This is a genomic window from Phormidesmis priestleyi ULC007 (assembly GCF_003003695.1).
In the GTDB taxonomy this organism is placed as follows: domain Bacteria; phylum Cyanobacteriota; class Cyanobacteriia; order Leptolyngbyales; family Leptolyngbyaceae; genus Phormidesmis_A; species Phormidesmis_A priestleyi_A.
Genome location: NZ_PVWG01000001.1, coordinates 423,284 through 448,080, shown reverse-complemented (window position 1 = coordinate 448,080; position 24,797 = coordinate 423,284). Strand labels below are relative to the sequence as shown.

The following is a 24,797-nucleotide window of genomic DNA, read 5'->3' as shown; positions in this document are numbered from 1 at the left end:
ATAGCATGTTCAGTCTTTTGACTGTTCCAACTTTCAACAAATATTGAGCATATCAATTTACGAGTGCCCCTGTCAAACAATTTTCTATAATCGCCAGGGGGCAAAGTATACAGAGATATTCAAGCATCTAATGGAACTATTCCGGTGATGCCTCTGCGATCGAGAATGAATTCCCGCAGTCACAGCTTTTGACGGCATTGGGATTATGAAAGCGAAAGCTTCCTCCCATTAGATCCTCTGAATAGTCTAACGTCAAACCTTGCAGATGAGTCAGACTATCGGGGTCGATCGCGACTTGAATGCCATTACAGTCATAAATTTGGTCTTCTGGCTGCAAGACTTGATCAAATTTGGTCAAATAAGATCGTCCAAAACAGCCCACGGGTTGGATGCTCAGACGGAAAAAGACTTGTGAGTTTCGCTGCCTGAGCTTGAGGCGAAGAATTTCTTCAACAGCAGAATGGCTTAGATGAATCATACGATCGAGCGTTCAGCGCAAACAAGATGTAATGGCAATCGTATCGCGCAAAGCCAGACTCGTAGCATTTAGATTAAGGACTTTAAAAAATATGAGACAGCCAAAAAATTGACTGCCTCGTTAATCTTGATGTTGAACTTATGGACTGGCTAATTATTTGTTAGAACCAGCACGAGCGTAATCATCTTGGAAGCGAATGATGTCGTCTTCGCCCAAATACTCACCGTTTTGAACTTCGATCAGCACGAGAGAAATCACACCAGGATTTTCTAAGCGATGAGCCGTACATTGAGGAACGTAGGTTGATTGATTGCTGCTGAGTACAAGTTCTTCTTCGCCACAGGTGACTCTAGCAGTCCCTGAAACCACGATCCAATGCTCACTGCGGTGGTGGTGCATTTGAAGGCTGAGGCGGTGTCCGGGTTTCACTTCAATTCGCTTAATTTTATAGCCCCGTCCTTCTTCAAGCGTGGTGAATGAACCCCAAGGACGAAGTTCGGTTGCTGCGGCTCCTCTGAGCGGTGATGTCGATAGAGCTAATGTAGGGGTTTGAGTCATTTCTTGAAGTTGAGCCACCGTTTTATCTCCTTTATCACACTAAGTTTAAGTATTTGACAGCTTATGCTTTGAGAAATTCAAAGGCTTCACTATGCCCAGTTGCCTATTTGCAACCTGCAACAACCGACAAGGCTAACAAAGAGTTTTGATTGACACCACCTAGAAGGGAACGATTTAGAGGAATTTTACTAACTCTTCATGCGAACCACCCTAAGCTTGAAGCCGACTTGGTTTTGAGCAGTCTTTTGCATCATTGATTCACGATTAGGGAATCGGCTGAAGAAAAATGCCGATGCCGTTCTGAACGCGAGCAGAACTGCGCGGGGGACGATCGAGAATTTGTCCTCCTAAATAAAGGGTGGTTGAACTGCCGCCATCTAAGTTCAGAGCATTAACGGCTCCTAACTGATTCATGATTTGAGCCATTTCTGACAAGGTTGCCCCCCTGCCGCCAATTCGGTTATGAACCGTCACCAGCAAGAGGGTGCCGTTTGTCGTTTGCCCGATCGCGCTACGAGCCGCCATTTCTCGAATAAAGGCATCACTAAACTGTTCTGCTTTTGCATCTAAAACAATGCGACCGTTTTGAATCAAGAGCGGCCCCGCCCCAGTAATATTCGGGTAAAGATTAAGATCAGCAGGAACCGTAGCGCTGTCAATCTGAAGCGAAGTGCCAATCGGCAAAGAAGCCGCGATCGCAGAATTAGAACGAATCACCAATAAATAACCGTCCGCAGGAATTGAAAAGAGACTTCCAAGTGCCCCTCCAGTTCGCTGCTCTGTCACCCGATTGTTTTGCACAGTAAGCACTATTTCAGCCTGTGAGAGAGCGGCATAGGTTGCTCCCCAAGCGGCGCTATAACGAGCCACACCCGCCTGAGAGTAACCACTATTCAATGACGTGAGAGGAAGGCGCTGTCCGTTAGAGGTGGTGATCGTTTCTTGAAGCGTTAAGCGATCGACTCTGGCTTCTCCCCGATCGTTCCAGGCAAACACGCCTCGGTTTAAAATCGGACTAGATAACCACTCACCGCTTCGACGAATCGCACCCAGCGGCAGTTGATTATTGCGATTAAAAAATCCGCCATTGATCGCAGCGCTGGCTTGAGCTTGTCGAGCCGTTTGGTTCAAGGGAGCAATTCCAGGAACGGTGGTCGGATTGGGGAGAATAGGTCGAAGCCGCAGCCCAGGCTGACGAGAATTTGCCTCTAACCAAACCACCGGAAATTGAGCCGTTCCTGAAGTCAGATATCGTTGCCGCCAGCGTAGCCCTGGTGCCCATAAAATGTCACGATCGACTAAATAATCAGGACGAACATCGAGAACGATCCGATTGGGGCTAGATAGCGTTGAAATTTGTGAACGCAACTCGATCGGAATGCCGACTCGAATGGTCGTGCGATCGCTGGTTGCCTCTAACTTAATTGACTTAATTTGTTTTCCCGGTTTGGCTTTAAAGCTTTGGATCAACGCCGGATCAGATTGAGCATCCAGGGTGATGACCAGTTCTTGACTTTGAGGATCGATTTGATAGGGAGCTGGATGATCGAGGTCAATTACAAGCCGTTCTCCATTCGGCTGCTGTCCTTGGCGAATTCCCAGCACTTTTGCAGATGGGGTAGAAATTTGCAGCGTGTTTCCTTGAGACTTAAGTTGCCAGCCTGATTGTTGAGCGAGATTGGTGATGTCAAGATAGCGAAAAGGAGCCACTAGACGAGTTGGAAGTGGAGGAGTCGGGGTAGCAAACCAGTCGATCGGTTGGTTCGTCGCAGTGGACGTGTTGAGTAATTGCGCTCCAAACAATTGCACGAGAGCGGCATCACTCAAACCGATGCGGGTTGCTCCTGCGCCTTGCCATTGGCTCCAAGGGAGTGTAAATACTCGCCCGTTTAGAGAGATTTGACTGACCTGTTGAATCGGCAAAGCTTGGGCAACGGTAGGAACTAAACTAGGTCGTGACAGCGTAGAAGGCGGTTCAGGGAAAGGAGTAGCGATCGCTGGAATCACGAATCCCACGATCGAAGTCACTGGGATAGAGAGGATTTTTATGAGGAGAGTCCAGCCTAAGAGAGGCAGTGCTGGCGATCGAGATCGGCTGCAAGTTTGAGTCTTAACCACAGGTTTTTTAATAACTTCAGACAGGTTTCTGAAAATGACTGAGCAAAGGCAAAAAATGTTCGCAGCGTAATTCTACTCATATTTTCGGATGTATCAGGAAACAATGACTTTCTGACTTCTGCTATTTCTAAACGCCCCTAATTTCAGCTAAATCTTAGTAGCATAGAGCTATCAACGCTTTGCAGAGATAGAGAATGTTTGCAATCTGGGGGATGTAGGGATTGTCAGAGAAGCAGATTTTTTATAATATCTTTACTCCTCCTCTCTAATTCGTCACTTTGTGAAAGCAGAATTTGGCTCTTTCAATCAGGTTTTTAAAAGTATTGGTCTACGCATTCTTTCTGAGAGAAGACTGATCTTATCTAGAATTTCTGCCTGAGTTTGTTGGTCAGCAGGCTTGACTAGCAAGAATTTTTACTCGATTGTGTGATCTATGTCAGTTATGTTCACATTTTCTTCATAAAGTTTCTAGTTAGATGTATCGATCGGCAATCAGCGTCAAAAGCGGGTAGAGGCAGCCCGACCCATTGCAGTCCTTTTTTCAGAACCATTTTCTCGTTGACAGTGAACGAAATGAGCTATCCCATGATTAAAGTCAGTGAAAATTTAGACAATCAGTCTCCTCAAGGGGATGCTGGGTATGCAGGTCAGCCTTGGCTCATCGAAGAACGGGATGCGTGTGGAGTCGGGTTTATTGCAGATCAACAGGGTCGGAAGAGCCATGATTTGGTAGAGAAAGCGCTATCTGCACTGACTTGTCTAGAACATCGGGGAGGCTGTAGCGCTGACCAAGACTCTGGGGATGGAGCAGGTTTGATGACGGCGATCCCGTGGGAGATTTTTGACGAGTGGGCAGACTCGATCGGACTTCCACCTCTACAAATGGCACACGTTGGAGTAGGAATGATTTTTCTGCCCCAAGATGAGGATGCCGCCACTACAGCGCGACAGATTCTAGAACAGGTTTTAGTTGAAGAAGGGCTGACCGTTTTAGGTTGGCGCGTGGTTCCCGTCAAACCTGACTCGTTGGGAGTTCAAGCACGAGAGAACCAGCCTCAAATTGAACAGATTCTAGTCCAGTCTGAGCAGCTTCAAGATGAAGATTTAGAGCGGCGGCTTTATCTGGTTCGCAAGCGAGTCTTGAGAGCGCTGGCTGAGAATGGCGACCTAGCGCTAGCAGAATTTTATGTATGTTCGTTCTCAAATCGCACGATCGTTTATAAAGGCATGGTGCGATCGGCGATTTTAGGCAGCTTTTACGAAGATCTGCAAAACACTGCCTATCAAAGTGGGTTTGCAGTTTATCACCGCCGCTTCAGCACCAACACGCTACCAAAATGGCCGCTTGCCCAACCGATGCGGCTGTTAGGTCATAACGGTGAAATTAATACTCTGCTGGGCAACGTTAACTGGATGAGAGCGCGAGAGGCTGATATTGCTCATTCCAACTGGGGCGATCGTATCTCTGAGCTAAAGCCCAGTGTGAACTCTGACAACAGCGACTCAGCGAATTTAGATAATGTCATGGAGTTGCTCGTGCGTTCTGGACGCAGCCCCATGGAAGCGCTGATGATCATGGTGCCAGAAGCTTATAAGAATCAGCCCGATCTGATTGACCACCCAGAGATCGTGGATTTTTATGAGTATTACAGTGGCATTCAAGAGCCTTGGGATGGGCCGGCTTTGCTAGTTTTTAGTGATGGCAAGCGCGTGGGAGCAACGCTCGATCGCAATGGTTTACGTCCCGCCCGTTATACCGTCACTCGCGATGGTTACGTTATGGTGGCATCAGAAGCAGGGGTGGTAGATATCCCTGAGTCTGAAGTGCTTGAAAAAGGTCGTCTGGGGCCTGGACAGATGATCGCCTTTGACTTGGAAACCCATGAAGTCTTGAAAAACTGGGAGCTAAAGCAGCGCGTCGCGTCGGCTCACCCTTATGGCGAGTGGTTGCAGAAAAATCGTCGCGATCTGCAAACCCAACCTGCTGTTGAAGCGTCTGTGATGACTGCTCAGGCACTGCTTGGCTATCAGACTGCTTTTGGCTACACCTCTGAAGATGTGGAGATGATCATTCAGGAGATGGCGGCTCAGGGCAAGGAGCCAACATTTTGCATGGGCGATGACATTCCTCTAGCGGTGCTGTCAGAGAAGCCTCATATGCTTTATGACTACTTTAAGCAGCGATTTGCTCAGGTCACTAATCCAGCGATCGACCCGTTGCGCGAAAAGCTGGTGATGTCGCTGACGATACAGCTTGGAGAGCGAGGAAATCTCCTAGAGGCAAAGCCTGAGTATGCAAAAATGCTCAAATTAGAATCTCCAATTTTAGATGAGGGAGACTTAGAGCAAGTTCAGAATTCTGGCTTTGAAGCGGCTAAGTTATCGACGCTGTTTGCGATCGCCACCGGACCCGAAGGACTCAGACGCGCCGTGACTGAGCTTTGTCAAAAAGCGACTGAGGCAGTTAGGGCTGGGAAGAAGATTTTGATTTTGAGCGATCGCCTCGACTCAACAGGCAACTTCAGCAATCTCAGCGCCGATCACAGCTACATTCCGCCTTTACTTGCTGTAGGAGCCGTTCACCATCACCTGATCCGACAGGGATTGCGGATGAAGGCTTCTTTGGTCGTTGACACCGCTCAAGCGTGGAGTACTCATCATTTTGCTTGCTTGATTGGCTATGGCGCGAGTGCTGTCTGCCCTTATCTGGCCTTAGAAACCGTTCGTCAGTGGTGGGGCGATTCTAGAACCAAGAGCCTGATGGAGCGAGGCAAGATCAAATCGGCAAGTCTGGCGGCAGTTCAAACCAATTTCCGTAAAGCCGTAGAAGACGGGTTGCTGAAGATTCTCTCAAAGATGGGAATTTCGCTGCTGTCGAGCTATCAAGGCGCACAGATTTTTGAAGCGATCGGCATCGGCGCTGACTTGCTCAATCTGGGCTTTTATGGAACGGCTTCTCGGCTAGGCGGCTTAACCGTTAACGATCTTGCCCAAGAAGTTCTATCTTTCCACTGCCGCGCTTTTCCTGAACTGGTGGGCAAAAAGCTCGAAAACTTTGGGTTTGTGCAATACCGTCCGGGCGGTGAATATCACATGAATAGCCCAGAATTGGCGAAGCATCTGCACAAGGCAGTGGCAACAAAAAGCTTCGACCACTATGAGCTTTATCAAAAACACCTGCAAAATCGTCCTTTGACTGCGCTACGAGATTTGCTCGACTTCAAGAGCGATCGTCCTTCAGTGCCGCTTGCAGAAGTCGAGCCTGTGACCGAAATTGTCAAGCGATTTTGCACGGGTGGAATGTCGCTGGGTGCGCTCTCACGAGAAGCGCATGAAGTGTTAGCGATCGCCATGAATCGCATCGGCGGCAAATCCAACTCTGGTGAAGGGGGCGAAGATCCGGTTCGATTCAACATTCTCAAGGATGTGGACGAAACCGGACTTTCTCCGCTGCTGCCTCACTTGAAAGGATTGCAAAAAGGAGACACGGCTAGTTCTGCGATTAAACAGGTAGCCTCTGGGCGATTTGGCGTGACACCCGAATATTTGATGAGCGCAAAACAGCTCGAAATCAAAATCGCGCAAGGTGCCAAGCCGGGTGAAGGCGGACAGTTACCGGGGCCAAAAGTTAGCCCTTATATCGCGATGCTGCGCCGATCGAAGCCCGGAGTCACCCTGATTTCGCCGCCGCCGCACCATGACATTTACTCGATCGAAGATCTGTCCCAGCTAATTTTTGATTTGCACCAAATTAATCCAGTTGCCCAAGTCTCAGTGAAACTGGTAGCAGAAGTGGGAATCGGTACGATCGCCGCTGGGGTCGCCAAAGCCAACGCCGATATTATTCAAATTTCGGGTCACGATGGCGGCACGGGTGCGTCTCCTCTCAGTTCGATCAAACACGCAGGCAGCCCGTGGGAACTCGGCTTAACCGAAGTGCATCGTGTGCTAATGGAAAACCAACTGCGCGATCGCGTCCTACTGCGCGTCGATGGGGGCATCAAAACTGGGTGGGACATCATCATGGCGGCACTGATGGGCGGCGAGGAATATGGCTTTGGCTCGATCGCGATGATCGCAGAAGGCTGCATTATGGCGCGAATTTGTCACACCAACAACTGTCCAGTGGGCGTGGCGAGTCAGAAAGAAGAACTACGGAAACGCTTTCCTGGCACCCCAGAACACGTCGTTAATTTCTTCTATTTTATTGCTGAAGAAGTGCGATCGCTGTTAGCTCGCCTGGGCTACCGCACTCTCAATGACATCATTGGTCGCTCAGACTTGCTGAAGCTGCGCGAGTCGGTGCAGTTAACTAAAACCAAGAGTCTTAACTTAGATTGTTTAGTTCGGCTCCCTGATACGCGTGAAAATCGGGACTGGCTGAAGCATGAACCCGTTCACAGCAATGGCGTTGTGCTAGATGATGAGTTGCTCAGTGATGCTGATATTCAGTCTGCAATTCAAAACCAGACTCATGCAGACAAAACTCTAAAAGTCGTCAACACCGATCGTACAGTGGGCGCTCGGTTGGCAGGGGCGATCGCCAAGCGCTATGGCAACACAGGCTTTAGTGGTCAAATCACACTTAACTTCGAAGGCAGTGTGGGTCAAAGCTTTGGAGCGTTCAACCTTCCTGGCATGACCCTTAACTTAGTGGGTGAAGCCAATGACTATGTAGGCAAAGGGATGCACGGCGGCGAAATTGCCATTCAGCCTAGTGCGGACATCACTTACGATCCTGCTCAGAGTGTGATTATTGGTAACACTTGCCTCTATGGTGCGACGGGTGGCAGCTTATTTGCCAACGGGCAAGCGGGTGAACGATTTGCAGTTCGCAATTCTCAAGCGCAAGCCGTGGTTGAAGGGGTCGGTGATCACTGCTGCGAATATATGACAGGCGGCACGATCGTCGTTTTGGGTCGAACGGGTCGCAACGTTGGTGCAGGCATGACGGGCGGTTTAGCTTACTTCTTAGACGAAGACGGCAGCTTCCAATCGAAGGTCAACTCAGAGATTGTGAAAGTCCAACGAGTGAGCGCGCCTGCGGGTGAGCAACAATTGAGAGAGTTGATTGAAGCACACGCCGATCGTACCCACAGCCCAAAAGCCAAGGTAATTTTGGCAAACTGGTCAGATTATCTACCTAAGTTTTGGCAGGTAGTGCCACCGTCTGAGAAGGACACGCCCGAAGCCAATCCTGATGCTGAAGTGAAGGAATTAAGCTCGGTGCAATAATCTCAAAATTGGAAAGCTGTTAGTTCGAGCCGTTAGCGATCGCTGACGGCTTTTTTGATTTAAACCGCTAAAAGCATATTTCCAAACACAATGGCACAGTAGCCCATTCCCTTTTCTGAAATACAATTGAATGAAGTTGAGCTGTCCTGCTAATTTTCATGAATGACAGTGCTGCCTTGAAGTCAATCTTGCTGTTAGCTGCCAATCCCAAAGGGACAGTAAGTTTGCGCTTACAAGAAGAGGAACGGGAAATTAAGGAACGGCTGCGTTTAGTGGGATATGGCAAAGTACCCATCAACTCAACTGGAGCAACCCGAACTAGAGATATTCAGCAAGCAATGCTGGACTTTAAGCCACAGATTGTACATTTCACAGGTCATGGGACGGGGAAAGATGGTTTAGCGTTTGAAGATGGGACAGGACAACTTAAACTGGTTAATTCAGACGCATTAGCCAGTCTATTCAAACTTTTCTCCAGTCGTGTGGAATGTGTTGTTTTGAACGCCTGTTACTCAGAGTTTCAAGCCAAGGCGATCGCTCAACATATTGATTATGTGATTGGGATGAATCAGGCGATCGGCGATCGGGCGGCGATCGAATTTGCTGTCGGCTTTTACACTGCTCTAGGTGCTGGAGAATCAATTGAATTTGCTTATGAATTAGGTCGTAATGCTATTCAACTGGAGGGAATTCCAGAACACTTAACCCCAGTTCTTTTTGTAAAAAATAAAGATGAATCTATCAGCTTGAATTTAGGAGAATTACAGGCTCAATCACCTGTACTCCTTCCGGAGCGGAAAACTTCTCCTCCGGAGAATGATGCTCAACTATATAACACTCCGTTTGAAGGAGAAATGGCGCGTCATTCTCTTGAGCCTACTTCTGTAAACTGGCATACATGGCTCCCAGTATTGATAAGAAGAATTGCAGTATTGATTCCCACAACACGTACTTCTTTCTGGCGACGATGGGTTCTCTCAACTACTTTAGGAGTAGCTTTAGGAGCTTTTGCAAGTTTTTTAGGAGGAATTCTGGTTGGTTTGGCGCAATGGCTTGTACTGAGAAAATTAATTACCAGACCAAATAGATGGGTTTTCGCAACTGGAGTTGGTTGGGCTTTAGGTAGGATTTTAGCCGCGCTGATATTTTCAAATGCTACTGATTATTCGATGGGTAGCATTTTAGCTGTTATATTTGGAACTCCATTTACGTTTGCTTTACTAGGACTAGCGCAATGGTTTTTCCTAAAAGAGCGGTTTGCTGATGCTCGATGGTGGATTTTCGCAACTACTGTAGGTGGAACTATAGGCGTGGCTTTAAGCGTAGCTATATTCTCTGCGATCCTAGTCATAGCACCTAATATAAGTTCGGAGTCAGATAGAATTACTTTGACAATAATTTTAGGAATCATAGGTTTTACTGTAGGTGTAACTATATTCGGGGCTACAACGGGAATTGCAATGGTTTGGTTGTTAAAGCAGTCACGCAGTAAAGTGCATGTTGATTCACAGAAAGCACCGCCTAGTTAAACCTATAAGAGAAAAGCAAAGGATTTTGGGAGAGGCTATTCTCATGACGACTCGCGAAGCTACCATTGCCAAATTGCAGCAATTGCCTGAGCCGCTCTTGCAGCAAGTCAGCGACTTTATTGACGTTTTGACCGAAACACAACAGCAAAGTCTAGCCATCGGTAATCCTCAAGACCAACTTACTGAAGCATGGATGCGATGGTTTGAGTCTGTCGATCGTCTAGAAGTCACACCAATCGAGTCAGTCAGCGACTATCAGCAACTCCTGCTAACTAAATATCGGCAACAGGGTCTAGAGCTATGATTCTTTGCGATGCTGGGGTCTTGCTCTGTCTGGTCGATCGCACCCAACCCCAACACAAAGCTTACCGAAGTGCAGTGATGCAACTTGCCCCTCCTCTCCTCACAACCTGGTCTTGCCTGACGGAAGTTATGTATTTGGCTCTTCATCGCGGTGGGTGGACAATGCAAAAACAATTAGGAAAACTGCTTTTGGACAAACTTCTAATGACTTACGAAATTCAGGAGAGGGATTACAGCCGTTTGTTGGAGTTGATGGAGCAGTATCGCGATCGACCAATGGACTTAGCAGATGCCTCACTCGTTCTAGTGGCTGAGAAGACAAGTACTCGGCAAATTCTCACTCTCGATTCGGACTTTCTGTTCTATCGTATTGGAAATCGGGAGACTTTTGATGTTATTCAAGTTCAGTGATTAAGCGATTAAATCTCTGAGCAAAAACGCCGCCTAACATAGCCTTTAAGCCAGACGAGCCGTAACCCAAGTTAAAATCAATGGATAAAGTTGAAACGAGGTTAAGCCTATGACAGTTCGGCAACCCCGCTACAGCAAAGAGGAATTCGCTCGACGCGGCGATGAGATCTATGAATCTCAGGTGCGCTCTCAAGTTGAGACAGGCAACCACGGAAAAATCGTCGCGATCGACATCGAAACCGGAGCCTTTGAAGTTGCCGAGAATACGATCGCAGCCATCGATCGACTCTATGAATGCTACCCCGATGCTCAACCTTGGGTGATTCGGATTGGACATCGAGCAGTCTATCGCTTCGGTTCCCGGAGCCTGAAAAAATCAGTATGATGCAGTGAGGTGGAACGTTAGGCGATGGCAGTGAAGTCATCTTTGAAATGTACCGTGCAACTGTTATTTGGGATGGTCAGATCCAAGTTGTGGATGTGGCAGAATCGGAAGCAGATCCATTAATGGGAATGAGTTTGCTGTATGGATTTAAACTTCAAATTGAAGCGATTGAGGGTGGAGTCGTTACTATCGAAGCTTTGAAGTAATGTCAAACCGAAACAAACTATGACTGCACTCGTTGTAAATTTGCGCCCCACGATCGACCTGACCGATGAGCAGTTCTTCCAACTGTGTCAAAACAACCCAGAGTTACGCATTGAGCGCACGGCAACCGGAGATTTAGTGATTATGCCACCGACAGGCAGCAGCACCGGAAAACGCAACTTCAATCTGATTACACAGCTTGGAGTTTGGGCTGAACGGGATGGTTCTGGCGTTGGTTTTGATTCTTCGACGGGGTTCAAATTGCCCAATGGTGCAGACCGTTCCCCCGATGCCGCTTGAATTTTAAACGATCGCTGGAACGCCTTGACATCCGAACAACAGGAACGGTTTGCCCCGATCGCGCCCGATTCTGTGATCGAGCTACGCTCACGAACAGACTCGTTAGAAATGCTAGAAGCGAAAATGCAGGAGTATCTAGAGAATGGCGTTCGGTTAGGCTGGCTGCTTGATCCGCAAACTCCGCAAGCAAAAATCTGGCGTTGCTGAATCCAGGTATGAACCGCTAGATTTACCCTCACCCTAGCCATCTCCTTTTGGGAGAGGGAACAAGACTTCTGGCTCCCTTCTCTCTGGGGAGAAGGGTTGGGGATGAGGGCAATTCATACCATCGTTCAGCAACGCCGCAAAAATCTATCGTCAAGGGCAGCCCATTGAGACTCTACAGTCTCCGATTACACTCTCAGGTGAAAATGTGCTTCCGGGGTTTGTTTTAGATTTGAGTCGAGTTTTTTGTTAAGGATCAAGTTTTTCTAGGTAGAGTCGGACGATCGCCCCCACTACTTCATCAACACTGAGATGATCAGTTTGAATCTCGATCGCATCGTCTGCCTTTCTAAGCGGCGAAATTGCACGGGTGCTGTCTTTACGATCGCGCTCAAAAATCGATTGTTCTAACTCGTCTAAGCTGATCTCGCCTTTGCCCTGATTTTTGAGATCTTGCTGTCTGCGTCTGGCTCGTTCTTGCACCGAAGCCGTTAAAAAGATTTTCACTTCAGCATCAGGAAAGACGCAAGTTCCGATATCACGACCTTCGATCACAATGCCGCCACTGCTGCCATAGCGTTGTTGTTGTTTGACTAGAACCTTTCGCACGATCGCATGAGCAGAAATCGCCGAGACATTCGCCGTCACGTCTACATCGCGAATCTCTTCAGTGACATCTCGATCGTTGATAAAAATGCGCTTTGAGCGTTGAGCATCTGACTCGTAATCTTTAAACTCAATGTGACTTTGACTGACCAATTCTGCGATCGCTGGCTCGTCATCCACTGCAATTCCAGATTGCAACACTAGCCACGTCAGAGCGCGATACATGGCTCCCGTGTCTAAATAAAACAGGTTTAGCTGCTCGGCAACTCGACGGGCAACCGTAGATTTTCCAGCCCCAGCCGGGCCGTCGATCGCCAAAATCGGCTTACGAGTCCGCAGCAAAACGTTGTCAATCAACCGAGTCGAACCGAGGCGGGCAGCCACCGCCAGTAACCCTGCTTCTTCAACCACTTCCACAGGCGCAAGGGTCATTGGATGAACTAACTCAACATATTCGGTCTTCATGGCTGGCACCTTCTCCAGTTCTTTCTTTACTGCCTGAATTAAGTTAGCACTCAAGCGCTCCCCCGATCGAAAAGCTTTCTCGGCTTGAGAAAGTCCTTGATCAAGCGCGATTGCCTGCTGGCGCTCCTCTGCACGTAAATATTGGTTGCGCGAACTCAACGCCAACCCATCTGGCTCTCGCACGATCGCGCACGGCACAATTTCGACGGGTAAGTTTAAATCGGTCACTAAACGCTGAATGATCGCCAGTTGTTGAGCATCTTTGCGTCCAAAATAAGCACGATCGGGCTGAACTAGATTGAGAAGCTTAGTCACGATCGTTGCCACGCCTTCAAAGTGTCCGGGTCTAAAGGCACCACACAGCCCAGAAGTCATGAACGTTGGGGGAATTACCTGAACAGAGTGCTGGCGATCGATGCCCAATTCTGCTGCCGTTGGCGCAAAGATTACATTGACTCCAGCTTGTTCACAGAGTTGTTTGTCTCGCTCTAGGGTGCGAGGATATTGCTGAAAGTCTTCATTGGGCCCGAATTGCAGGGGGTTGACAAAAATTGTGACCACCACGCTTCTATTTTCTTGTCTAGCCCGCCGAATCAAACTGAGATGCCCTGTGTGCAAAGCACCCATCGTTGGCACGAGTCCAATTTCTAGGCTATTCAAGTCATTTGAATAAGATTGACTTCTTCGGCAGAGGTCTAGGTAGCAGCGCAAAGCCGCAACAGTCGTAAACAGGCGCACCGGAACCCCCAAAAATGATTTCGCTCTTCGCCTCTCTTAGTGTATAGAATTCTCTCAAAGATGTGGAGGGAGGAATTGTGAAGGAATCAGACCAAATAATTTGACCCTCATTTCTTTTTGAAAAGCGCGCTACGATCGCACTCAACAGCCTCTTGACAAAACTTCATGAACTTTTTAACTCAAATTCTGCACATAGCGGGGTCTGGAGCGGTGGCATTTATTTCCGCTCGGAGCCTGAGAGATTTGTAAACCCGACCCAATGTTTTGGCTGGGTTTCAACTAGCAGAGTCTGGCTCGGTGCCGTTTCTCGAAGCGCTGCGCGATCGTGCTCAAGCTGAGGAAAATTCTTGGTTAGCTGAACGGCTCGATCGCCATGCTTCTGATGAGCGGCGGCATGGGCAAATTTTTGCTCACGCGCTCAAACAACTCAATAAGCACGTCATTGATTTCAAAAAGCTGCCTCAAAAAACGGTCGATGGCAAACTGGATGAGCGCAAACGCAGTCCGTTTTTTGATGCTTATTTTCAGGGCTATTCTCAAGAGCAACTCAAGCCTCAAAATATGGAGTGGGCAGTGTTTTTTGCGAGTACTTATATTCTGGAGTTAGATGCCAGTAAGGATTTCCTGCGAATGGCAAACACCTTGCCAGAAGATGAATCTCATAGCGCCAATCTGAAGAAAGGAATGACAAGTATCGCTCAAGATGAAACGGGTCATGCGGCTTATTTACGCGAAGCGATGGAGCGTTATTTAGGATTGGCGGCAACCGAGCAAGCGATCGATGAATGGCGCACCCGCAAAGTCAATGCAATGTTGGCGATGGTGACCAATTTCGTTCAGAAAGGTGGTCAAATGGCATCAATGGTCGAAGAGGGTGCGCCCGTGGAGATGGAGACATCTTTGACTTCACAAAGCAACTCGGTTTTAGAGAAAGTTGCGGCTTAGAAGGGTGTATTGGCAAGCAGCGATCGGGCTTGAGAATTTTTTAGGCGCGATCGCTGCCCGTCGATCGTCTACAAATCCGTCTCATAAAGGCTTTACAATGGTTTACAATAGCAAAAATAGCTTTTATCTTTAGATCATGCAGGTAGCGCCCACAGTTACTTCCGTACCGGGTCAATATTGGAGTTGGCGACAGCAGCCCATTTATTACGTCAAAGCAGGACAGGATTTGCAGCGTCCGCCTCTGCTACTCATTCATGGGTTTGGGGCATCAACCGATCACTGGAAAAAAAATGTGATTGGGTTGAGCCAACATTTTGAAGTCTGGGCGATTGACTTGCTCGGATTCGGACGATCGGGCAAACCTGACTGGGAATACAGTGGCGATCTTTGGCGTGATCAGCTTCACGAATTTATCACTGAGGTGATTGGAAGACCTGCGGTTTTAGCTGGCAACTCATTGGGTGGCTATGCGGCTCTCTGTGTTGCTTCGCAGCGTCCCGAATCGGCAGCAGGATTGATTCTGATCAATAGTGCGGGCCCCTTTACTGACCTTCAGGGCACTACAAAACCTGATCCCATTCGCAAGGTGATGGGCGAAGTTGTGACCACCCTGTTTCGGCAAGATTGGGCGAGTTTCCTGCTATTTCAATACATCAAACAAAAATCGGTGATTCGCAAGACTTTAGAGAAGGTTTATCTCGATCAAAGTGCCATTACCGATCAGCTAGTCGAAGATATTTATCGTCCGTCGTGTGACATCGGCGCTGAGAAAGTTTTTGCGTCTGTCTTTCGCACACCCCAAGGCGAAAAAGTGGATGTGTTGCTCAATCAACTGACCAAGCCGCTCTTAATGCTCTGGGGTGAAGGCGATCCCTGGATCAATGCACGAGAACGCGGTGAAAAGTTTCGCAGCTATCACCCTCGACTAACGGAATATTATCTGAATGCGGGTCATTGCCCTCACGATGAGGTTCCCGATCAAGTGAATGAGTTAATTCTCAATTGGGTAACGGATGTAGCCAATCACACTTAGGCTCCTGGCTCCCAGTGCTGCACACCTAAGCGCAAAATTGAGAGGGCGAGAATCATCAGAAACATCACCAGCCCGATCGTGCAGGCATAGCTGATTTCTAAACTCTGGAAGGCTTGCTCATAGACGTAATAGACGATCGTCTTAGAACTATTGAGCGGGCCGCCCTGAGTCATGATGTAAATCTCTTCAAAGACTTTAGTGGCCGAGATCGCCGAGATCACAGCCACTAAAAGCAAGTAAGGACGCATCAATGGGACGGTGATATCCCAATGTTTGCGAAACCCATCAGAACCGTCGATCGCTGCTGCTTCATAGAGATCTTCTGGAATTGACTGTAACCCCGCCAGATAGATCACCATGTAGTAGCCTAATCCTTTCCAAACCGTCACCACCATGACGCTAAAGATCGACCAATCAGGACTGGTTAGCCACGGAATTCCTTCGGCTGAGAGCTTAGACAGCTTTAGAAACTGATTGAGCAACCCGTTATCGGCGTAGAGCCACTTCCAGGCAATGCCCGCAACCACCATTGAAATGATCACTGGTGTATAATACGCGACTCGAAACCAGCGAATTCCTCGCAGCTTTTGATTGACTAAAATCGCTAGACCTAACGGAGCTGTCACTAAAATTGGGACAACGCAAACCAAATAAAGGAGAGTATTTCGCAGCGTTTGCCAAAAAATCGGATCAGCCCACAAGCGACGAAAGTTGGCGACACCAATCCACTGGGGTGGGTCAATCAAGTCATAGCGCGTGAAGCTGAGATAAAAAGCCTGTAGTGCTGGATAGAAAACCGTCAGCCCTAAAATTAACAAAGCGGGCAGCAAAAACAGATAGGGAGTCAAGTGCTGTTGATGAATGCGCCAGCTTTTGGGCAATTGCTTATACACGATCGTGCTATTCCCAATCGTCTGCATCGACCCGCTTAATGGTGCGGCGCGGGGGCAACACTTGCGACTTGCGGCGAGCAGGCAGATAGTTTGGATAGTCGTCGTGAATCACCTCGATCGTGCGCGAGGGTCGCTGCTGACGAGAAAATAAAACAAACATTCCCACCAGGGCAAGACCGCCCCCAAACGCCAGCAGCATTCCGCCTAACGCCCAGAGAATGCCTGTCATCATCGGGTTAGAAGCAGTCTGCTCTAAGTTTAAGGGTTGCCCCTGGACTGATTTTCCAGGAATTGGCATCACGCCGTTATTTTTGCTTTGGGCATTCAAGGTTTCAATTAGCGCTTGCTGGCTTTGAATCTGCGCCTTCAGTTGCTCGGTCTGCATGCGCTGCTGCTCAAACTGTGCCCTGAGTTGCTCGGCTTCTACTCGCTGTTTCTCTAAATCATAGACCGTCGGTGCGGCTGTCGTAGAAGGCATCCCCGCAGCAGGCAAGGTCGCTGTCGGATAAGGTTGAACCGGATAAGCCTGAGGCGATGTAAAACTAGGCGCAGTCGCACTGACACCACCCTTCAACAGAATGATGGCGGCTAACCCTGCTAATGCGGCTCCTCCTAAAAACGAAGTGGTATCGCTCATCTCCTCACACCTTCACGTCTGGATTGAATTTTAACGGATAAACCTTGGGTCTGAAACTCTATTCAGCGATCGGTGACTCAATCCAGGAACACTCTAAATTCATGACACCAGTTTACCTTGCAAAATGCCAGGGTTAAGATGTTTGCCTCTATTCAATAACACAAATTTTCATTTGTCTACTCAAGTTTATCCAGAATTAGCGAAATAAATCATAAATAATGAGTTTGTTCAGCCAGAACTATCAGAATTTTGAAGATAAGAAGGGGTGCGATCGGAGCAAGATTTAGCTGCTTTTTAGCGTGTCCCATGATCAGGCAAACAGAACGACTGATCAGGATTGTAGCTGACACAAAATCAATCCAAACCACTGCTTGGCATCCGTCCAAACCTGTCGCGATTTTAGCCCCTTGCTCTCAAGATCTTGCTGAATTTTTGTCAGGCTAAATTTACGAGAGATTTCACTCAAAATCGATTCTCCTAGCGCAAACTCAACAGTCAACCCTAATGATTTGAGTTGAGCGACTTGAGACTGCACACTGCGAAGGTGCATTTCGATTTGGTGTTGAGACTCGTTATAAAAAGCGAGATGCTCAAACTGAGTTAGATCAAATGTGCCCTCAAAGCGGTGATTGAGATGACGCAGCATGTTGAGATTAAAGGCTGCGGTGATTCCCTGGCGGTCATTGTAAGCCGCTTCTAGTTGAGCCTTTGACTTTTGCAAATCGATGCCTAATAGAAAATATTCACCCGGTTGCAGCGCGTTTTTAATCTGTTCGAGAAACCGATCGCATTCCTGCGGGTTGAGATTGCCCAATGTGCTGCCAATAAAGCAGATCATGCGCGTAGGCAAATGACTGGGTGCTAACCGTTGGAGGGCGAGTTCATAAGTGCCGACCAAGCCGTGAACCTGCAAAGCTGGGTAGTCAAGCAGCAGACTTTGAGCGCTGCTTTCGAGAATGCCTGCACTAATGTCGATCGGACAATAGCAAAGAGAATGCCCGGCTGTTTGATAGGCATCCAGTAAGAGTCTGGTTTTGGTAGAACTGCCGCTTCCCAATTCCACTAGTTCGCAGGTGCCTGTGATCTCAGCAATCTCAGAAGCACAACTTTGCAGAATCTCAGTTTCGGTGCGCGTTAGATAATATTCTGGCAGGTCGCAAATTTGTTCAAAAAGTTGAGAACCACGATCGTCATAAAAATATCGCGGCGGCAGCGTCTTGGGCTGTTGACTCAACCCTTGAATCACGTCACTACCGGGATGCAATTCTTCGTCTGAGGGTCTGGCGGTGTTGACGAGATGCTCGATCTGCAACCGTTCTTCTAACGAGTAAGCTGGCTGCTGAGGTTGACGTGCAAAAACTTTCCGCCCTGCGGATTGAAACGTTGACATATCTCTTTCCTTATTTCCTCACATTCCGTTTCTGATTAACGCTTGCTCTAGGGGGCTGAGTAACTCCCTCACAAGACAGAATCTTTAATGACTGTAGCGCTTAAGCACTCTGGATTGGCATCGCTCACACAGCGAAACCCTGACAGCATTTGTCGCATGTGAGGGTAATACCAGTTGCGAAAGGCACACCGCATCGCCCAGGGACGAGTTGCCCAACTGCCGCCTTTAAGCACTCGATGTTCGCCATCAAAATAGACTTGAGAATAGCCTGGGTAAGGATAACTTTCAAATTCTGCATAGCGATCGAACCAGGTTGCCGTCCATTCCCAAACGTTGCCTAGTAAATCGTAGCAGCCAGCGAGATTTGCAGGGTAGCGATCGACGGGCGTAGTTGTACTCCACTCATGACCATAGTTGCAGCGAGTTGCATCAGGAAACTGATCACCCCAAGCATAAAGCGATCGGGTTCCAGCTTGCGAGTTCCAGCTTGCGGCTTTTTCCCATTCTGACTCGGTGGGCAGTCGCTTGCCCACAAATCGAGCATAGGCTTCTGCTTCGTAATAGCTGACCCCGCAAACGGGATGATTGGCGTAAGTTGGATCTTCTCGCCAGTAAAGCGGGTGCGTCACAGGATTTTTTTGTAGCCATTGCCAACCCTCTGATGACCACCAACGCACATCTTGATAACCGTTTGATTGAATGAACGATCGATAGGCTTGATGGGTGACAGGGGTGCGATCGATGCAATAAGTCTCTAAATAAACTTGATGCACCGGGCGTTCATTATCGAGTGCGTCGAGCGATTCATTTCCCTGCTCAAAATATCCGGCAGGAATGCAAACCATCGAAGAGGTTTGAGGTTTAAGATTGGATTGAGAACGCGAGAGTTCAGGACGCTTTTTTTGTAATTCTAAAATTAGCGCGACGGTTTCACAGTGTTGGCTCTCGTGTTGCAAAATCCATCTCCAGAGCCGTTCTTGTTGATCTAGAGGCGCGATTTGCAAATAGTCAAAAACCTTTGCTCTGACTGCCTTGAGATAGTCACACACTTCTGAGAGGGGAGGCAGTTTGACGCGATCGCCCTTCGGCATTCCATCTTGGGCAAACAATCGGTGATATTCGGGAAACAAAGGACGATCGCCAGCACTGTGTTGAAGCAGCCAAAGCGCCTCGGTGTAAGCAATGTGCCCCAAATGCCAGCCTACTGGACTGAAATCGGAATGCGGTTGACGGCAGAAGGTTTCGTGATCCATGCCGTCAAAGAGCGCTAACGTTGCGGTGCGGCAGGCGTGCATCCAGTCAGCAATGCATTGTCTGCGATCGACCAGATCAGAGAGATTGGACTTGAAAGTTAAAGTCATCTTGAACGGTAAGGAGGCTACGATCGGGCAATAAATTCCAGTCGCCAGGAAATAGCGGCTCAGAGGCAATCACAACCGCGTCAGGCAGAGTCAAATCGTCTCGCAGCCAATAAAGCGTTGGAACGGGCGTGTGACTTGCAAATCGAGACGCAACGATTTGATGACCATCAGTGACGATCAGATTAGCTGAAAACGAAGTGTGATGCTTCTCTCCTAGCTCTGTCAAAATGTCGAGAGTCTGCCGTAAAGCGCCTGTGAGGCTCAAATTAGGATCAGACAACAACTCATCAATTAGCAATGCAAAAATATGCTCAGAGTCGGTCGAGCCTTGAATGAATTGATAGGCAGTGTCGCTGAGACGATCGCAAATCGGCCGATACAACGTTTGCCGAAAGCTTTGAATAAAACCATTGTGCATTCCTAAAAGGTGAGAATGCTGAAACGGCTGACAGTTACTCAGATCTACGGCAAGACCCGCCGTAGCACTGCGAACCGATGCCAGAGTGCAGCCCGACTCAATATATCGGCTCAAACTGGGCAGGTTGACATCGTTCCAGATCGGCAGCGTATTTTTGTAAATAAAAGGTTCGATCTGACGGTGCGGGTGATACCAACCGATCCCAAACCCGTCTGCGTTGAGCAGTCCTGCTGTCATTTCGCGAGGCTGATAGCTTTGCACGACGAGAGAATGGTCAGGTTTATAGAGCAGCCGATCGAGTTGAACGGGCGAACCGAGATAGCCTAAAAGACGGCACATTTGGGTTAGTGAAGATTTGTTTCCCGATCGTGCCACACGAATCTAAATTTAGGGGAATTTATTAAGGTTGACTTTCGAGAGATTCTTAATGGCTGAGACCACGATCGTTAAAAACCTTTGCAACCCACACAACCATGTCAGACAATCAACCTCAACTCACGCCTACAGAACTGCGCGAATGGCAACAAAGCCTTGAAGAGGCAAATCGACACAATATTTTCTGCCACTGTCGAGAGTGCAACTATGAATGGGTTGCGTCTAAACCTGAAGCGTGTGTTTGTGGCAGTAAAAGCATGGAATACATCTCCTGTTGGCAGTTTCCAGATGGTTGAGCCGTTAGAACGATACATCGAACGTCTGCGAAGACTTAGACTATCGGGAGAACACTTGGGAGTAATGCTGATGAGCGACAATGATTCTTCACAATCTGATCAGGAGTGGTTCGATCGCGGGAAGGAAGATGCTTGGGCAGGTAAATCAAAGCAGCCACCAGAGCATGATCCCCAGGCTGCTAGTCTGTATGATTTAGGCTACAGCGAGGGAGAGATTGAACGCCCACCGACCAGCAAGCCATCTGCTGACGCAGAAAAATCATGAATCTATTTTTTGTGGATTAACAATACGCTGCGATGTCTTCACCACACACATCAGCCAAGTAGCAAAGCGCTTTGAATCGTAATCCCACCAGTTGTTCATAAAACGGGTTCAGTTTGCACATTGGGGGAATGTGCAGTAAGACACGATCGAAGCAGCGAATATCCCGTTCAAATGGGCATTGGGCAGGAATGAGACGACAGAAGAAATGGGCTGTTTTGGCGTTGCAAATCTCGATTTTGTCGAGTTTTCGGGCGATCGGTTGAAGAAAGCGAACTGCGAATTTATGGGAGGTAAGGGATAGCATGATTAATCTCCTGAGCCGTTGATGGAGCATTTTGGCTTCAATGGCTGCTACTGATTTATACGCTTGTGCTGGATAATTTATGCAACAAAGTTAGGATCGTGATGCTTGATCTCCTTAATCACTACCGAGCAGGAATGGCAGCGTATGACTATTGCCACCCTCCAACCCTTCAATCTCAATGGGCAGCATTCACGACAGAACTGAAAGAATTTATTGCAGAACCCAGCTTAGAAGAGGCTTGGGATGTCCTACATTCTTTTGGTCGATTGGTTTGGAAACTGACAGGAATTCCGCTTCAACGGCTGGCTCATCCCACGGTGCGAAAGCATGGACAGCGCTATGCAGAAACGGGTTGCATTCGCAGTCGTCGTAACTGTGAGGGGCGTTGCTGCTGAAACGATCGCATCCTTGTTCTAGGGGAAGGTGAAGAGTGATGCCGTAGATAGGTTTTTAAAGTTACAGGAAGAGCCGTATTTTCACTTATAAGAATTCTAAAGTTTCCGCCTAATCCCACTTTCTTGAGAGATTATATGGAAGGATTAGCGGGATAATGCCTCTATTCCGGTTCAGCCCTGAGCTAAACCGATTAGCCAGTTGTGAGAACTGAGTGTTGAGATTGTGATTCTCGTCAGCTTCTCACTGACTTGACTGTAAACAGAGTTTTTCAAAATAAGCTAAAGGCACGATATTCATGTCCACCAAATCTGAAATTCAATCTGGGTCAATTAAGGCAAATTTGAGTAATCTGTTTGGCTTAATTGCCATGGGAACAATAGTCTCGCTTGCTGGTTTCAGCCAAAAGACAGTAGCGCAAAATACCAAGCTTCCGATGACGATTCACTGGTCAGACAACGAAGTCTTTTTCTTAGATGTGCCAAATAAAGATGTTAGTCGTCCAGCCTATGGCGCGAAACTCAAACTCTATGATGCACATGTTGCCAAGATGTTTGAAGTTACTCAACACCTTTGCCAGAGGGAGCCGAAGCGAGCAGGCTACAGTTGGATTTATGAAAAGAACGGAGGTCGTACACGTATTGGCGGGTTTGAAATTAGCTGTGATTTAGCCAACGATATTGCAATTGCATACGGAGCTGGAAAATCAGAGAGTACAACGGTTGAGTGTTCTCGTGGAGGTAGAGCCTGTCCTTCTAAAACCTACAGCGTTCCCATTCTAAATATTACGGGTGGCAAAGTGAATTCATGGATACAGTTTATGTCGAGGTTTAAACCAACTTGGTAGCAGGATTAGTCAGTGTCGTAAAGGTGGGGCGCTCCCATCGTTTGCTGCTCAAACATCTTAAAGAGCGATCGGTAATGCTATTCCAAGCCAACTAATCTACTCGTCACCCTTTCAACTTCCAGTCTAGACACTCGATCGAGACACAAAGATTCTCAGTTGGATGATGGAAAGCGTTGCAAGTGTTTGGTTCACCGAATTTGACTCCAGGCATGAGATAAGAGCAAGTTGAGCAAGAACGAGCAGAAACATCTGGTTTAGACAACGTGGGATTGACACTCCTTTGCTGTCGAGCTTCTTCCAAAATCTGATGTCGATGTTGAGGAGAGATTGCACTCAAAACTTTTAATATCTGGTTCATTACCTTTTCCCTTCTCCTGCTTTCTTGGCTTAATTCTAGCAATTTTGGTCTGAGATCATTTTTTCCATTCGCGTTAGTGTTAGACAGTTAGTTTCATTAAGACTTTGACAACCAGAGAATTCTTCCGAGCGTCCCACTCACCATTCCTAAGCTTCCCAAAATTGCCCAAAGTTTCCAGGGTCGATGGGTTCGTACACTCAGGATATTGGCTTGAGGGGTCGTGAGAAATCGGTCAATCTGGTCACGTTGGGCGAAGAGTTGAGCATTGGCAGTTCTCGACCCATTGCGGGTGAATGGAATCTCGTCGTGTGCTTTTGTGTTTAAGACAAGTCGAGCAACGGAACCCCGATAAAGGCTCCATTCCATCTGCACGTTGGTTTTGATCAGGTCAGATTTAGCGAGATAACGGGTGTTTAGATTGCCCATCAGCGGTTCGCGGGTGAGTTCGCAGATCACCTGGTCAGGTTGAGGGCGACAGTTGAAGTGAACTAATTCACCCAGATCTGCGATCGCGATTCCCCCAATTCCCAAAATGATTGACATCAAGAAAGCCGTGACACCGAGTTTTAAGAGAAGCTGGGAACGATTCACAAAAGGATGAGTGCTTGATGTTGGGAAAATCTCATTTACCTAAACGTTTAGGATCGTGGATTAAATAACCTGTCAAACTTGTAATCAAATCTTTTGATTCGTCATGGCTGAGATCTTCGCCCCCTAAATCCCCCATTCATGGGGGACTTTGAGCTAAAATTTCCGGTTTCAAAGTCCCCCAAAATGGGAGATTTAGGGGGCACAAGCCGACTCCAACGGAGTCATCAACAAACTTATCTACACTCTAGTTGAGTCCGAGAAGTTGCACCTTAATAAATTCACGTTCCTTAGATCAGTCTAAGAGGCGATCGTCAAGAAAATTCTCGTCATCATAAAGTTTTGCAATCCTATCGCAAAACAATTAATACGCTTGCCCCAACGGCTTCTAATTGCCGACGAAACTGATCGGCCGTCGGCTTCGCAACGTTTTCAGCAATCAGAATGGGACTGGCTCGACTTCCTTTAATCACCCGTTTCGCAGGTTTCTCATCCAATCCTGTAAGCTGCTGGATGACGCGCACTACGTCTTGTCGAGTCCGAGGCGGAACGTATTCTAGAACGACATCATAGGTTTCTTCGCCCGCGATCGACTTCAAAGTCGGCGTGTTGAAGTCTCCATCAAAATAATAAAAGACTCTGCCTGCTTCACTGACGTTAAACGCAGCATTAAATTCTCTGGCACGCTCATCTAGATAGATTTTTGCTTCAGCACCGCTAATGTTTGCCTCCATTGAGAAGCGCAAGATGTTGATGTTTCCGTCCCCTTGGCGCAGCAGATTAAAAAATACTCTTTGAAGACGATCGCGCTCCAATTTTTGACTTTGACGATGATTGTTCAAAGTGAGCCAACTTCCGATCGCGACAGGCAAAATTCCGTAAAAAATAAGAGTCGCAATATTGATCGATCGCGCCGAATCCGTTAAGGAATCGCTCTGCTGAATCAGGTTCCAAATACACACGAGACTAATCGGCAACCCCATGCCTAACAGCATCCCCGCTACGATCGTGTTCACTCGCCTCATGGTTTCGGCTAATGGTAGTTCTAGTGCGATCTTAGCGGTTGCTGACGAGTGTTAGGCGTGGCGATCGTGAGATTAACGCTAGGCTCCTTTTACAATGAATCTAAAAACTTCGATTTATCATTCCGTGATTTTTGC

At 47.8% G+C, this 24,797-nt stretch carries 26 protein-coding genes and 1 pseudogene; 14 read left to right on the top strand and 13 right to left on the bottom strand.

All coding sequences use genetic code 11. From position 1 onward, the window contains the following. Positions 1 to 136: 136 nt before the first annotated feature. From C7B65_RS02040 to C7B65_RS02030, 3 genes are all read right to left on the bottom strand, one after another. Positions 137 to 478 (bottom strand): HesB/IscA family protein, encoded by a 342-nt coding sequence (locus tag C7B65_RS02040; RefSeq protein ID WP_073069223.1) that lies wholly within the window; start codon positions 476 to 478, stop codon positions 137 to 139. Between the two features lie 153 nt (positions 479 to 631). Continuing rightward, the gene (locus C7B65_RS02035) at positions 632 to 1,054 is read right to left on the bottom strand and encodes a phosphomannose isomerase type II C-terminal cupin domain (protein ID WP_073069222.1); all 423 of its coding nucleotides are present in this window, start codon (positions 1,052 to 1,054) and stop codon (positions 632 to 634) included. Between the two features lie 246 nt (positions 1,055 to 1,300). Next, positions 1,301 to 3,154, bottom strand: coding sequence for a phosphodiester glycosidase family protein (locus tag C7B65_RS02030; RefSeq protein ID WP_106253885.1), 1,854 nt, complete (start codon positions 3,152 to 3,154; stop codon positions 1,301 to 1,303). A gap of 573 nt (positions 3,155 to 3,727) precedes the next feature. Between C7B65_RS02030 and C7B65_RS02025 the strand changes: the two genes are divergently transcribed. From C7B65_RS02025 to C7B65_RS01995, 7 genes and pseudogenes are all read left to right on the top strand, one after another. Further along, positions 3,728 to 8,389 (top strand): glutamate synthase-related protein, encoded by a 4,662-nt coding sequence (locus C7B65_RS02025; protein WP_083582621.1) that lies wholly within the window; start codon positions 3,728 to 3,730, stop codon positions 8,387 to 8,389. Positions 8,390 to 8,547: 158 nt separating this feature from the next. Further along, positions 8,548 to 9,918 carry a CHAT domain-containing protein gene (locus C7B65_RS02020; RefSeq protein ID WP_073069221.1) on the top strand — a complete coding sequence of 457 codons (1,371 nt, stop codon included), beginning with the start codon at positions 8,548 to 8,550 and terminating at the stop codon, positions 9,916 to 9,918. Between the two features lie 43 nt (positions 9,919 to 9,961). Further along, complete coding sequence (locus tag C7B65_RS02015; protein WP_073069220.1) at positions 9,962 to 10,222, top strand: hypothetical protein; 261 nt, start codon at positions 9,962 to 9,964, stop codon at positions 10,220 to 10,222. Continuing rightward, positions 10,219 to 10,632 carry a type II toxin-antitoxin system VapC family toxin gene (locus tag C7B65_RS02010; RefSeq protein WP_073069219.1) on the top strand — a complete coding sequence of 138 codons (414 nt, stop codon included), beginning with the start codon at positions 10,219 to 10,221 and terminating at the stop codon, positions 10,630 to 10,632. Before C7B65_RS02015 ends, C7B65_RS02010 begins: the two co-directional genes overlap by 4 nt. 109 nt (positions 10,633 to 10,741) lie before the next feature. Continuing rightward, on the top strand, positions 10,742 to 11,017 hold the full coding sequence (locus tag C7B65_RS02005; protein ID WP_073069218.1) for a hypothetical protein: 276 nt from the start codon (positions 10,742 to 10,744) through the stop codon (positions 11,015 to 11,017). Positions 11,018 to 11,064: 47 nt separating this feature from the next. Next, a complete protein-coding gene (locus C7B65_RS02000) occupies positions 11,065 to 11,223 on the top strand; it encodes a hypothetical protein (protein WP_219898285.1) in 159 nt (52 codons plus the stop codon). A gap of 19 nt (positions 11,224 to 11,242) precedes the next feature. Further along, positions 11,243 to 11,728, top strand: a pseudogene (locus tag C7B65_RS01995) (Uma2 family endonuclease). A 246-nt stretch (positions 11,729 to 11,974) separates the two neighbouring features. On the opposite strand, the gene C7B65_RS01990 reads toward C7B65_RS01995, so the two are convergent. Then, entirely contained in the window at positions 11,975 to 13,534 is a 1,560-nt protein-coding gene (locus tag C7B65_RS01990) for a bifunctional pantoate--beta-alanine ligase/(d)CMP kinase (protein ID WP_073069215.1), read from the bottom strand. Positions 13,535 to 13,798: 264 nt separating this feature from the next. Here C7B65_RS01990 and C7B65_RS01985 point away from each other — a divergent pair, with 264 nt between their 5' ends. The 3 genes from C7B65_RS01985 to C7B65_RS01980 are packed head-to-tail and all read left to right on the top strand — an operon-like array spanning position 13,799 to position 15,512. Then, entirely contained in the window at positions 13,799 to 14,479 is a 681-nt protein-coding gene (locus C7B65_RS01985; RefSeq protein WP_223257269.1) for a ferritin family protein, read from the top strand. A 4-nt stretch (positions 14,480 to 14,483) separates the two neighbouring features. Then, on the top strand, positions 14,484 to 14,612 hold the full coding sequence (locus C7B65_RS29155) for a hypothetical protein (RefSeq protein WP_262983510.1): 129 nt from the start codon (positions 14,484 to 14,486) through the stop codon (positions 14,610 to 14,612). Positions 14,613 to 14,615: 3 nt separating this feature from the next. Then, on the top strand, positions 14,616 to 15,512 hold the full coding sequence (locus C7B65_RS01980; RefSeq protein WP_073069214.1) for an alpha/beta fold hydrolase: 897 nt from the start codon (positions 14,616 to 14,618) through the stop codon (positions 15,510 to 15,512). Here the strand turns inward: C7B65_RS01980 and C7B65_RS01975 are convergent. From C7B65_RS01975 to egtC, 5 genes are all read right to left on the bottom strand, one after another. Next, complete coding sequence (locus C7B65_RS01975) at positions 15,509 to 16,432, bottom strand: carbohydrate ABC transporter permease (protein WP_073069213.1); 924 nt, start codon at positions 16,430 to 16,432, stop codon at positions 15,509 to 15,511. The genes C7B65_RS01980 and C7B65_RS01975 overlap by 4 nt on opposite strands. Then, positions 16,413 to 17,042, bottom strand: coding sequence for an SNF7 family protein (locus tag C7B65_RS01970; RefSeq protein ID WP_073069212.1), 630 nt, complete (start codon positions 17,040 to 17,042; stop codon positions 16,413 to 16,415). The genes C7B65_RS01975 and C7B65_RS01970 overlap by 20 nt, the downstream gene beginning before the upstream one ends. 331 nt (positions 17,043 to 17,373) lie before the next feature. After that, positions 17,374 to 18,432: an L-histidine N(alpha)-methyltransferase gene (egtD, locus tag C7B65_RS01965; RefSeq protein ID WP_073069211.1), complete on the bottom strand. Its 1,059-nt coding sequence runs from the start codon at positions 18,430 to 18,432 to the stop codon at positions 17,374 to 17,376. Between the two features lie 68 nt (positions 18,433 to 18,500). Continuing rightward, positions 18,501 to 19,793: an ergothioneine biosynthesis protein EgtB gene (egtB, locus tag C7B65_RS01960; protein WP_223257268.1), complete on the bottom strand. Its 1,293-nt coding sequence runs from the start codon at positions 19,791 to 19,793 to the stop codon at positions 18,501 to 18,503. Then, on the bottom strand, positions 19,762 to 20,550 hold the full coding sequence (gene egtC / locus C7B65_RS01955; RefSeq protein WP_073069209.1) for an ergothioneine biosynthesis protein EgtC: 789 nt from the start codon (positions 20,548 to 20,550) through the stop codon (positions 19,762 to 19,764). Before egtC ends, egtB begins: the two co-directional genes overlap by 32 nt. Before the next feature lie 134 nt (positions 20,551 to 20,684). Between egtC and C7B65_RS01950 the strand changes: the two genes are divergently transcribed. Then, a complete protein-coding gene (locus C7B65_RS01950; RefSeq protein WP_073069208.1) occupies positions 20,685 to 20,882 on the top strand; it encodes a hypothetical protein in 198 nt (65 codons plus the stop codon). Positions 20,883 to 20,952: 70 nt separating this feature from the next. Beyond that, positions 20,953 to 21,147 (top strand): hypothetical protein, encoded by a 195-nt coding sequence (locus C7B65_RS01945; RefSeq protein ID WP_181314312.1) that lies wholly within the window; start codon positions 20,953 to 20,955, stop codon positions 21,145 to 21,147. A 16-nt stretch (positions 21,148 to 21,163) separates the two neighbouring features. Here the strand turns inward: C7B65_RS01945 and C7B65_RS01940 are convergent, their stop codons facing one another. Further along, the gene (locus tag C7B65_RS01940) at positions 21,164 to 21,451 is read right to left on the bottom strand and encodes a Mo-dependent nitrogenase C-terminal domain-containing protein (protein WP_073069207.1); all 288 of its coding nucleotides are present in this window, start codon (positions 21,449 to 21,451) and stop codon (positions 21,164 to 21,166) included. 101 nt (positions 21,452 to 21,552) lie between these two features. Here C7B65_RS01940 and C7B65_RS01935 point away from each other — a divergent pair, with 101 nt between their 5' ends. After that, positions 21,553 to 21,846, top strand: a complete 294-nt coding sequence (locus C7B65_RS01935) for a hypothetical protein (RefSeq protein ID WP_073069206.1) — start codon at positions 21,553 to 21,555, stop codon at positions 21,844 to 21,846. 296 nt (positions 21,847 to 22,142) lie between these two features. Beyond that, positions 22,143 to 22,691: a hypothetical protein gene (locus C7B65_RS01930; RefSeq protein WP_073069205.1), complete on the top strand. Its 549-nt coding sequence runs from the start codon at positions 22,143 to 22,145 to the stop codon at positions 22,689 to 22,691. 103 nt (positions 22,692 to 22,794) lie between these two features. On the opposite strand, the gene C7B65_RS27265 is transcribed toward C7B65_RS01930, so the two are convergent. The 3 genes from C7B65_RS27265 to C7B65_RS01920 all read right to left on the bottom strand — a co-directional run bounded on the left by C7B65_RS27265 (position 22,795) and on the right by C7B65_RS01920 (position 24,662). Continuing rightward, positions 22,795 to 23,049, bottom strand: coding sequence for a hypothetical protein (locus C7B65_RS27265; RefSeq protein ID WP_143161988.1), 255 nt, complete (start codon positions 23,047 to 23,049; stop codon positions 22,795 to 22,797). Positions 23,050 to 23,145: 96 nt separating this feature from the next. After that, a complete protein-coding gene (locus C7B65_RS01925) occupies positions 23,146 to 23,640 on the bottom strand; it encodes a hypothetical protein (protein ID WP_143161987.1) in 495 nt (164 codons plus the stop codon). A gap of 347 nt (positions 23,641 to 23,987) precedes the next feature. Next, positions 23,988 to 24,662, bottom strand: a complete 675-nt coding sequence (locus tag C7B65_RS01920) for a ribosomal protein L7/L12 (protein ID WP_073069203.1) — start codon at positions 24,660 to 24,662, stop codon at positions 23,988 to 23,990. Positions 24,663 to 24,797 lie beyond the last annotated feature (135 nt).

Bases quoted from the DNA above. Each gene is read 5' to 3' on its own strand.
- C7B65_RS02040 (WP_073069223.1), bottom strand. From the start codon at position 478: ATGATTCATCTAAGCCATTCTGCTGTTGAAGAAATTCTTCGCCTCAAG.
- C7B65_RS02025 (WP_083582621.1), top strand. From the start codon at position 3,728: ATGAGCTATCCCATGATTAAAGTCAGTGAAAATTTAGACAATCAGTCT.
- C7B65_RS02020 (WP_073069221.1), top strand. From the start codon at position 8,548: ATGAATGACAGTGCTGCCTTGAAGTCAATCTTGCTGTTAGCTGCCAAT.
- C7B65_RS02015 (WP_073069220.1), top strand. From the start codon at position 9,962: ATGACGACTCGCGAAGCTACCATTGCCAAATTGCAGCAATTGCCTGAG.
- C7B65_RS02010 (WP_073069219.1), top strand. From the start codon at position 10,219: ATGATTCTTTGCGATGCTGGGGTCTTGCTCTGTCTGGTCGATCGCACC.
- C7B65_RS02005 (WP_073069218.1), top strand. From the start codon at position 10,742: ATGACAGTTCGGCAACCCCGCTACAGCAAAGAGGAATTCGCTCGACGC.
- C7B65_RS02000 (WP_219898285.1), top strand. From the start codon at position 11,065: ATGTACCGTGCAACTGTTATTTGGGATGGTCAGATCCAAGTTGTGGAT.
- C7B65_RS01980 (WP_073069214.1), top strand. From the start codon at position 14,616: ATGCAGGTAGCGCCCACAGTTACTTCCGTACCGGGTCAATATTGGAGT.
- C7B65_RS01975 (WP_073069213.1), bottom strand. From the start codon at position 16,432: ATGCAGACGATTGGGAATAGCACGATCGTGTATAAGCAATTGCCCAAA.
- C7B65_RS01970 (WP_073069212.1), bottom strand. From the start codon at position 17,042: ATGAGCGATACCACTTCGTTTTTAGGAGGAGCCGCATTAGCAGGGTTA.
- egtD (WP_073069211.1), bottom strand. From the start codon at position 18,432: ATGTCAACGTTTCAATCCGCAGGGCGGAAAGTTTTTGCACGTCAACCT.
- egtB (WP_223257268.1), bottom strand. From the start codon at position 19,793: ATGACTTTAACTTTCAAGTCCAATCTCTCTGATCTGGTCGATCGCAGA.
- egtC (WP_073069209.1), bottom strand. From the start codon at position 20,550: ATGTGCCGTCTTTTAGGCTATCTCGGTTCGCCCGTTCAACTCGATCGG.
- C7B65_RS01950 (WP_073069208.1), top strand. From the start codon at position 20,685: ATGTCAGACAATCAACCTCAACTCACGCCTACAGAACTGCGCGAATGG.
- C7B65_RS01945 (WP_181314312.1), top strand. From the start codon at position 20,953: ATGAGCGACAATGATTCTTCACAATCTGATCAGGAGTGGTTCGATCGC.
- C7B65_RS01940 (WP_073069207.1), bottom strand. From the start codon at position 21,451: ATGCTATCCCTTACCTCCCATAAATTCGCAGTTCGCTTTCTTCAACCG.
- C7B65_RS01935 (WP_073069206.1), top strand. From the start codon at position 21,553: ATGCTTGATCTCCTTAATCACTACCGAGCAGGAATGGCAGCGTATGAC.
- C7B65_RS01930 (WP_073069205.1), top strand. From the start codon at position 22,143: ATGTCCACCAAATCTGAAATTCAATCTGGGTCAATTAAGGCAAATTTG.
- C7B65_RS27265 (WP_143161988.1), bottom strand. From the start codon at position 23,049: ATGAACCAGATATTAAAAGTTTTGAGTGCAATCTCTCCTCAACATCGA.
- C7B65_RS01920 (WP_073069203.1), bottom strand. From the start codon at position 24,662: ATGAGGCGAGTGAACACGATCGTAGCGGGGATGCTGTTAGGCATGGGG.